Below are 1,033 nucleotides of genomic sequence, written 5' to 3'. Positions count from 1 at the left end.
GCCCGCTGTCCGATCGATTGGGTCGACGCCCGATCATGCTCCCCGCTCCGATCATCGCGATCGCCGGTTCGACGCTGCTCGCTTTCTGGGCGGACTCCGCCGCTGCTCTCATCCTGGGAAGAATCCTCTGTGGCATCGCCTTGGGGATCGGTATGGCCGTCGGCGGCTCCTGGGTCAAGGAGTTGTCCACGCAACCTTGGGATCCGACAGCGTCGGAAGGCGCAGGTGCTCGGCGAGCAGCGATGAGTCTGACCGCCGGCTTCGCCTTGGGAGCGGGTGCTGCGGGAATCTTGGCGCAGTGGGCGCCCATGCCGAGTGCGTTGGCGTACGTGCTGCACATCGTGATCACCGTGGTTGCGGGCGTGGCGCTGTGGCGTGCGCCCGAAACCCGGCCGGCGCAGGAGAAATCCGAGCGACGCAGGTTGATCGACGACCTCAAGATCCCCTCGGCAGGTCATCGCAGATTCCTCTACGTCATTGTTCCCTTGGCCCCGTGGGTGTTCGGTGCTGCCAGTGTCGCGTATGCAGTGATTCCATCGCTGATGACCGGGCACAGTGGCGATGCGCCCGTGGCCTTTTCGGCTCTGCTGTGCATGGTCGCGCTGACGTGCGGGTTCGCGATTCAGTCATTGGGGCGCAAGATCGATACCGACCGCAGCGCGCGGGGCGCTCTGGTGGCGCTGGTGTTTCTGGTGGTCGGTATGGCGGCTGCCGCTCTGGTCGCGTCGACGCTGACCGTGGCGGTTGCGATCGTCGCTGCAGCGATTCTCGGCTGTGGGTACGGCATGGCATTGGTGTCCGGATTGCTGGAGATCCAGCGAATTGCGGGGCCGGATGATCTGGCAGGGCTGACGGCGGTGTTCTACTCGATCACCTACATCGGGTTCGCGGTGCCGGCACTGCTGGCGATGCTGTCGGAAAGCATTCCGGCGCTGAGCTATACGGTGACGCTCCTGTTCGGATCAGCCGCCGCCGCTGCCTGCTTGATTCTGATTCTCTTCAAGTCGCGTTCACATCTTCCGAGAGCTGGCCG

The 1,033-nt window shown here is 64.5% G+C and carries 1 protein-coding gene; it reads left to right on the top strand.

The genetic code is table 11. The features are described from left to right. A partial coding sequence (locus ABT116_RS50270; protein WP_351648540.1) for an MFS transporter occupies nucleotides 1–1,033 on the top strand: 1,033 nt, incomplete at both ends.

Origin of the sequence: Streptomyces sp. NPDC002130, from assembly GCF_040296465.1 — a bacterium.
Lineage (GTDB): Bacteria > Actinomycetota > Actinomycetes > Streptomycetales > Streptomycetaceae > Streptomyces.
This window is presented reverse-complemented; position numbering and strand designations above follow the sequence as displayed.